Below are 8253 nucleotides of genomic sequence, written 5' to 3'. Positions count from 1 at the left end.
TTCGCCCCCGCGCGCCGCCTCGATCGAGGCATTGAGCGCGAGCAGATTGGTGCGCTGGGCGATCGACTGGATTAGCTGGACGATCTTGCCGACCTGCTCGGCCGAACTGGCCAGCGCCGAAATCGTGTCGTCGGCGCCATTGGCGGCATCGGTCGCCTTGCGCGCGAGTTCGGCCGAATGCGCGGCCTGACGGCTGATCTCGCCGATCGACATGGCAAATTCGTCCGACGCGGCCGCTGCGGCGGTCACCCCGTGCGAAGCCTGTTCCATCGAGGCGGTCACGCTCGAGGTCTGCAGCGAGGCCTGTTCGGCAGTGACGGCCATCGAACCGGCGGTTTCCTTCAATTGCGCGGAGGCCGATGCGACGCCGTTGACGACTTCGCCAACCGTGGTCTCGAACCGCTTGGCAAAGCGGACCATTTCCTGCCCCCGATCCCGGTGCAGCGCTTCCTGTTCCCGCGACATCCGCTCCACTTTCCAGGCGGCTTCGAGAAAGACCTCGAGCGCGCGGGCGAGGTCGCCGATCTCGTCGCGGCGGTCCGTTGCGGGGATGTGAATATCCTTTTCGCCTCTGGCGAGGCGCGAGGCGACGTCGGTCATCTTGCGCAGCGTTCCCGACACATCGCGACCGATGACGCGCGCGCCGGTCCAACTGATGCCCAAGCCGATGGCGCTGACCACGAAGAAGGCCACGAAGAGCCACATCACCATAGTGCGCGATGCCTGGTCGGCGAGTTCGCCGATGGCTTCGATGTCGGCGCGCGTCACACTTGCCAGGTCGACGAAAGCCTGGCCCTCGACATAAACACTGTCGGAGAACTCCTGCCATTGCGCGCGGGTGCCGCTCGAAAGCTGTGCTGCCTGCACGCGTGTGCGCAGTCTGGCGAGCGAAGCGTCGAGCTGGTCGATCTGGGGCAGGACCGCCGGTGCGGTAATCGCAACATGGGTTTCGAGCCTGGTCAGGCCGCGGTCGGTTTCATCGAATGCGTCCCGCGCCGAAGCCAGATCCCGGCTCTCTCCCGAAACGGCATAGCGCTGGACGAACAGGCGGCCGGTGTTGATATCGGCGACCATGCGTTCTGCAGTTACCGCCGCGGTCGAAAGCGCCATACGCTCTGCTCGGGCCTGGAGCGCGAAATAGCCGCCGATGCAGATCGAGATCAGGCACAGCAGCACCACGGCCATATTCGCGGTTGCGATGGCCCAGAGCTTCTGGCCGACCGACTTGTCTGCCAGCCAGCGGCCCAGTCCCCGTGCCGGGGCGGCGGGCACTCCGTCGCTGGCGACAGCGTTCGGGGCAGACCCGGATACGCTCGACAGGTCGATGTCGGGCCGGGCTTCCTGTTCGGCAACCATGCCATTGGCGATTTCCTGCAGCGCGCTCATGCGACCTTACTTCCTTTGGTTCGGGCTTTGGTTCGGGACTGCCGCGGCCGCCCGATGGGCTTGCCGAGATGTTGGGCGATTTCCCCGGGGGGCATCGCTTTGAAATAGAGCCAGCCCTGGATCTGGTCGCACCCGGCGGCACGGACCATGGCGGCCTGTTCTTCGGTCTCGACGCCCTCTGCGGTGACGGCCATCTTCATGGCGCGCGCGACGGTAATGCTCGACAGCATCATCGCGCGGCTGCCGTCATCCTCGCTCGCCTGGACCACCAGGCTGCGATCGAGCTTGAGCTTTTCAAAACGGAACTGGCGCAGGAAGCCGATCGAGGCATAGCCGGTGCCGAAATCGTCGAGCGAAATCTTGACTCCGAAGCTGCGGATCAGCGCCAGGCTGCGCTCGGCCACCACCGGGTCGAGCACGAGGCAGGTCTCGGTAATCTCGAGCTCGAGAAGTTCCGGATCGAAGCCTGATTCCTCAAGGATATGGCCAAGCTGGATCGGGAATTCGGGATTGCGCAACTGTGCGGCGGAGATGTTGACCGACAGGCTGATCCCGTCCCATTCGAGCGCATTGCGGCAGGCCTTGCGCAGGACCCAAAGCCCGATCGAATTGATCAGTCCGCTCTCTTCCGCCACCGGAATGAAGACATTGGGGCCGATGCATTTTCCGTCGGGGCGTTCCCAGCGCAGAAGGCACTCGACCGCAACGATCACCCGCGTATTGCTGTCGATCAGCGGCTGGTAATGCAGCCGGAACTCGTTGCGAGCGAGCGCCTGGCGCAGTTCGTCGTCCATTTCCTTGAGCTGCTCGCGGCTCTTGTCGAAGGTCGGGCTGAACCAAGTACAGCGCATCTTGCCGCCGCGCTTGGAGGCATACATCGCGATGTCGGCGCGCCGCAGCAGTTCGGACGAGGGTACATCGTCCTGCAACGTGCGACGGGCAAGGCCGATGCTGGCGCCCAGCGTCAGACGGCGGTCTTCGACATGAATCGGCTTGGCGAGGCGTTCGATGATACGCCGGCAGAGCCCCTCGAGCAGGGTTCCCGCCACCGGCCCGCCGATCATCATTGCATATTCGTCGCCGCCGAGGCGGTAGACACCGGCCTCGCCGTCGCTGATCTGGCGAAAGATTTCGGCGCATTCGCGGATCGCCGCATCGCCCACGAAATGGCCGTAATGATCGTTGATCAGCTTGAAGCCGTCGAGGTCGATCATCGCCAGCGCCACCTCGTGGCCCTGACGATATTCGTGCTGGATGTCGAAATGCAGGGCGCGGCGGTTGGGGAGCAGGGTCAGGCTATCGCTGCGCGAGAGCTGCTCGACGCGGCTGAGATGACGAAGGCCGACAAAGGCGCAAAGCGTCGTCGCGATGCCGAAGGCGAGAGCGCCCACCGCGAGAATGGTCGAAAGCGAGACCCATTCGAAATAGCGATTGGCAAGTGCCGCCGCCCAGGTCAGCACGAAAACGCCGGCCAGAACGGCCATCGGCGCGAAAATCACAGTTCGCGTACTATCGCTCTCGCGAAATCCGTACGAACTCGAACTCATTCCCTCACGCGCGCCCCTTTTATTGTCGGATTACCGCCTAGATTGCATTCGCTAAGGAAGCGTAAACTACCGGTTTACCTTGTTTAAACGGGCGCGGCGGCGCCCCTAGGACGCTGCGCGCAGGCACGGTTCGGCTTTAGCATATTCCTCGAGCACCGGCCGGTAGAGCGACGAGCCGAACTCTGCCGGCTTGAACCGCTCGGTCTGACCGACGACGGTTTCCCCGGCGCCGAGCATCATCCACCCGTCGGGGGCGATGCCGCTCGCGAGCCGGCTGAAGGCCGTCGCCCGCGTTTCGGGGTCGAAATAGAGCAACACGTTGCGGCACATCACCAGGTCGAACCGTCCCGGTGACGGGGGAAAGTCGAGGATATTGTGCTGCTGGAAGCGGATCATCGAACGGATCTTGTCCGCCGCCTGCCACTGCCCGTTGCTCTCGGAAAAGAAATTGAGCATCTGCGCGACGCTGATCCCGCGCTGGATCTCGAATTGGGTGTACAGTCCGCTGCGGGCGGTCTCGATCGCCTTGCTCGATACATCGGTACCGATGATTTCGATCTTCCAGTCCCTCCAGCGCCCCGGTTGTTCGGCGAAGATCATCGCCAGGCTGAGGGCCTCCTGCCCGGTCGAACAGCCTGCCGACCAGATCGAAAGCCGTTTGCGCGCCTCGCGCTTGCGCGCGAGATCGGGCAGGACCTGGTTCGCAAGCACCGAGAAATAGGCGTGATCGCGGAAGAAATAGGTCTCGTTGTTGAGCAGCGCCTCGACCACGCGGGTCGCGAGCCTGTGTTCGCCCGGGCGTTCGAGCATGCAGGCGAGCTGGTCGACATTCTCGATCCCGAACTCGCGAAACAGGCCGGACAACGCACTGGTGACACGCCAACGACGGCCTTCCGTCAGTTGCTGTCCGGTACGCTGCGCAAGAAGGTCTCCGATAATACGGTGCGAAGCGTCGTCTACTGCCATGCGTCGGCTCCTGTGCTCGCGAGGAGCTTTTCGGCAAGTTCGGCGGGAGGAAGCACGGCGGCGGCCAGCCCCTGTTCGGCAATCGCGCGGGGCATTCCCCACACTGCGCAGGTCTCGGCGCTCTGGGCGTAGATCGTTCCACCTGCGGAGAGGATCGTATGGGCACCCTCGGTGCCGTCGCGGCCCATGCCCGACAGCAGCACGCCGGCGACGTGGCCGTCATAGGCTTCGGCCAGCGTCTCGAACATCGGATCGACCGAGGGCATGCAACCGCTCTTCACCGGATGATAGGCGAGGCCGAGGACGCGACGTCCACCCGAATTGCGTACCACCATGTGTCCATGGCCGGGGGCGATGTAGATCACCCCGCGCTCGATCGGGACACCCTCGTCGGCGAGGACGGCGCGCCGTCCGGCCGCCGTTTCCATCTGCTGGGCAAACACCGGAACGAAGCTGGCGGGCAGGTGCTGGGTGACGAGAATCGGCAGTTCGAAAGTCGCCGGAACCTGCTGCAGGAAGAGATTGAGCGCATGAATGCCGCCGGTCGAGGCGCCGATGGCGACCACCTGCGGCGATTTGCCCGAGCGCCGGGTCGCCGCGGCAGCGCCATCGGCCTTGCCCAGCGTATCTGGCGTCTGACCCTTGAGCGCGCGGATCTTGCCGAGAAGGCTGGACCGGTACTGGTCGTCGAATCCGCCCGGGCGGGGCTTCAGCATGGTATCGGCAGCACCCAGCGAGAGCGCCTTGACCGTCGACGCCGCGCCATCGGCGGTAAGCGACGAGATGACCAGCACCTTGGTGTCGGGTGCGGCGGCCATGATCTTCGGCAGGGCTTCGAGCCCGCCCATGCCGGGCATTTCGAGGTCGAGCAGCATCACATCGGGTTCGACCGAGGCAAGCTCGGCGAGCCCGCTTTCGGCCGTGTTCGCGGTGGCTACGATATGCATGTCGTCTTCCTGCTGGATCATGCGCGAGAAGACGGTGCGCACGGTCAGCGAATCATCGACGATCATGACTCGGACCGGGTCGGGGCAGACCCCGCGAGTGGGCCCCGAACCGGCGAATTCGGAACGCAGAGGAGCGCCCATCGAAGCCTCCTCAGGCCATGCCGACAAGCTGCAGCTTGATCTGCAGGGTCTCGTGGTCGAACGGCTTCATGACGTATTCGTCGGCCCCGGCACTGATCGCTTCACGGATATGCGCGACGTCGTTTTCGGTGGTGCAGAAGACCACCTTGGGCTTGTCGCCGCCTTCGCGCTGGCGCAGCTGGGTGATGAATTCGATGCCGGTCATCACCGGCATGTTCCAGTCGAGCAGGACCACGTCGGGCATCGCCTCGGCACATTTGTCGAGGCCCTCCTGGCCATTTTCGGCTTCTTCGACGGCGAAGCCCAGCGTCTCGAGAATATGTCTCGAAACCTTCCGGATGACACGCGAATCGTCGACGATAAGGCAGGATTTCATGTGAATGACCTCTGGTGTTTTCCAGCGATTCCTAGCGCCGGAGGGTAACTATTCGCTTAAGCCGCCTGGGCGGCGGGACCGGAAACAAGCGTTTCGATGTCGATCAGCAATGTCGGGCCGGTATCGGTTTCGACCATGCCGCGTGCCGCAGCCTGCCAGCCGGCGCCGAAGCCGCCCGGCACTTCGATCGGGTCGCTGCGTGCCTCGCCGACATCGTAGGCGGCATCGACCAGCAGGGCGTAGAGATGGCCATCGATATCGACCACCGCGGCACGTTGCTCGGGAGTATCGGGCTGGCTTTCGAAGCCCAGCGCGACCGAACAGTCGATCACCGTCAGGGCCTGGCTGCGCAGTGCAGTGAGGCCGCGGATGAAGGGGGGCACCCCGGGCAACGGGGTGATCTCCCCGACTTCAATCACCGATTGGACGCGAATCGCGGGGATCGCGGCGTTGCGCCCGGCAATGCGGCACAGGAGCAGGAGTTGGTTCATGCGGTCTTCCCCGAACGGGCTAGCTTGAGTGCGGCGAGCAGGGCCTCGCGATCGTATCGATAGATACTGTCCTGCGTGTCATCTGGCGCCTCGGGCTCGGGCCGCAGGCGGATCACGCGGCGGGCGGGGCCGGCCGGGGTTGCCTGCTCCTCGGCCAGCTCGATCGCGACATCGGCTTCTTCCGCCGCGTCGGTGGCGACGCGGTATCCGGCCGCCTCGACAAGCGGTTCGAGAATCGTCCGCGCCCAGTCGCTTCCTGCGGGGAGGCGACAGGTCATCGTGTGGGCGCTGCCCTTCGCGCTCTGGTGGCGGGCGAAGAGCGCATGGCCGTCGATCACCGGCACGGGCTTGTCGCCGATCAGCGTAACGCCTTCGATCGCCGGGTCGGCCGCGGAGGGGATGATGTCGCCGTCCATCGCGGCCGCATCGAGCACTTCCTGGACCGCGTAGGCGATCTCGCAGTCGCCGTCGGAAAGGCGCAGCAGACGGCATTTCTCTTCGGGCAACGAGCCATATTCGTGGCCGGCCAGGGTGAAGATCGCGCCGTCGATTACGGCCTGTGCGCGCGCACCCTCGATATCGATCGCCTCGCGGGCAACGGTATCGATCCGGCGCACCAGCTCGAGACGGACTGCTCGGCGACGCCCGTCGAGTGCGGTGAACAGCATGATCGGGTGGCTCGCACGCTGTTCGACCTGCTCCTCCTCGACAACGCGCGTCGCGCTTCGCATTTCATTTACCAGCTGGTGCTGCTGGGCGATGTTCGGCAGGTCGAGCAGCATCATCGGTCGGCCATCGTCGAGCAGCGTGGTGCCCGCATAGAGTCCCGTTTCCATGACCGCGGGTGCGATGGGTTTGACCACTACGTCTTCATGATCGTAGACGCGGTCGACCGCGAGCGCGAAGACCTCCTCGCTCGCCAGGCGGACCAGTACCAGCGTCTTGTACTGCCACGAATCGGCGTCGGGCGTTTCGGTGCCGAGGATTTCGCCGAGCGACAGGCAAGGGACGCGCTTGCCGCGGAAGGTGACGAGTTGGCGCTCGCCAGCCTCGGCGAATTCGACATGCTCGCTCGATCCGAAGACGATTTCCTCGACATAGCTGCGCGGGATCGCATAGCGCTGGGTCCCGCAGCCCACCGTCAATGCCGCAATGATGCTGAGCGTCAGCGGCAGTTTGAGGTAGAAGCTGGTTCCTTCGCCGGGTTTGCTGACGACGTCGATCGAGCCGCCAACGCGCTCGATATTGGCGCGAACGACGTCCATGCCGACACCGCGACCAGACACGGCGCTGACCGCATCGGCAGTCGAAAGCCCCGGTTCGAAGATCAGGTAGTGTTTGCGCCGCTCGGACATAGCGTCGACTTCGGACTGGCTATAGATGCCCGCTGCGACCGCCTTGGCCGCAAGGCGCTCGGTGTCGATACCGCGTCCGTCGTCGGTGATCGCAAGCGTGATCTGATTGCCCGATTGACGTGCGGCGAATTTGAGCAGGCCAAGCTCGCGCTTGCCTGCCTTGATGCGTTCGCCGGGCCCTTCGAGGCCATGGTCGAGCGCGTTGCGGATGATATGCGTCAGCGGGTCGCGCACCATTTCGACCATCTCGCGGTCGAGTTCGACCTCGCCGCCCTCGAAATCGACCATTACTTGCTTGCCGAGTTCGTTCGAGAGGTCGCGGACGAGCCGCGGTAGCGAGCCGAACAGGTGTTCGAGGCGCTGCATCCGCATGCGCGTGATTGCGGTGCGGACATCGGCGAGGATGGTGCTGAGCCGGTCGAAGGGGCCGTCTATCTCCGGCTGTACCCCCGCCTCGCGCAGCCGCCTGGCCAGGTCGTTGCGTGCCAGCACCATGTCCGACACGCCTTTCATCACCTCGTCGAGCAGTTCGGTCGGCAGCCGGATCGAGCGCTGGACTCCCGAGTTGCGGGCGGCCTTGGGGGCAGCGGTCTCGGCGGTATCGGCGGAAGTCGGCGCAGATGGGGCTTGCTTGGGTTCGCCGACGATCTCGACCGTCTCGCTGGGCTGCAGCGCCGCAATCAATTCGTCGTCGCCGCCTTCGGGATAGTCCTCACCGGCCTCGATCGAATCGGTCATCTCGCTTATGCGATCGATGATCGCGAGCACCGCCGAAACGAGCGCGCGGTCGGGGTCGCGGCGGCCCGCGCGGCAATCGGCAAGCGCATCTTCGGCCGCGTGGCTCAGTTTCTCCAGCCGCGGAAAATCGAAGAAGCCGCAATTCCCCTTTACCGTATGGACGAAACGGAAGATCGTATCGAGCCGCGCCTTGTCGGCGGGGTCGGCTTCCCAGGCGACGATTTCGCCGCCGCTCGCTTCCAGCATTTCCCGGGTTTCCGCGACGAAATCCGCCAGCAGGTCGTCCATCATCAAAAAAGCCCCTCG

At 64.5% G+C, this 8253-nt stretch carries 7 protein-coding genes; all 7 read right to left on the bottom strand.

The genetic code is table 11. From position 1 onward, the window contains the following. Nucleotides 1-1386: methyl-accepting chemotaxis protein (locus ACEQZ0_RS07490; RefSeq protein ID WP_370189892.1), on the bottom strand; the 1386-nt coding region annotated here is incomplete at its 3' end. Then, nucleotides 1383-2870, bottom strand: a complete 1488-nt coding sequence (locus tag ACEQZ0_RS07485) for a putative bifunctional diguanylate cyclase/phosphodiesterase (RefSeq protein WP_370189890.1) — start codon at nucleotides 2868-2870, stop codon at nucleotides 1383-1385. The genes ACEQZ0_RS07490 and ACEQZ0_RS07485, both read right to left, overlap by 4 nt. 168 nt (nucleotides 2871-3038) lie before the next feature. Continuing rightward, nucleotides 3039-3899, bottom strand: coding sequence for a protein-glutamate O-methyltransferase CheR (locus ACEQZ0_RS07480; protein WP_370189888.1), 861 nt, complete (start codon nucleotides 3897-3899; stop codon nucleotides 3039-3041). Next, a complete protein-coding gene (cheB, locus tag ACEQZ0_RS07475) occupies nucleotides 3890-4987 on the bottom strand; it encodes a chemotaxis-specific protein-glutamate methyltransferase CheB (protein ID WP_370189886.1) in 1098 nt (365 codons plus the stop codon). The genes ACEQZ0_RS07480 and cheB overlap by 10 nt, the downstream gene beginning before the upstream one ends. Nucleotides 4988-4997: 10 nt before the next feature. Then, entirely contained in the window at nucleotides 4998-5363 is a 366-nt protein-coding gene (locus ACEQZ0_RS07470) for a PleD family two-component system response regulator (protein WP_370189884.1), read from the bottom strand. A gap of 56 nt (nucleotides 5364-5419) precedes the next feature. Next, nucleotides 5420-5854: a chemotaxis protein CheW gene (locus ACEQZ0_RS07465; protein ID WP_370189882.1), complete on the bottom strand. Its 435-nt coding sequence runs from the start codon at nucleotides 5852-5854 to the stop codon at nucleotides 5420-5422. Then, nucleotides 5851-8235, bottom strand: a complete 2385-nt coding sequence (locus ACEQZ0_RS07460) for a chemotaxis protein CheA (RefSeq protein ID WP_370189958.1) — start codon at nucleotides 8233-8235, stop codon at nucleotides 5851-5853. Before ACEQZ0_RS07460 ends, ACEQZ0_RS07465 begins: the two co-directional genes overlap by 4 nt. Between the last annotated feature and the right edge of the window lie 18 nt (nucleotides 8236-8253).

Origin of the sequence: Qipengyuania sp. (assembly GCF_964227205.1) — a bacterium.
Lineage (GTDB): Bacteria > Pseudomonadota > Alphaproteobacteria > Sphingomonadales > Sphingomonadaceae > Qipengyuania.
The sequence above is the reverse complement of the archived record's forward strand: the minus strand, read 5'-3'. Positions and strand labels throughout refer to the sequence as shown.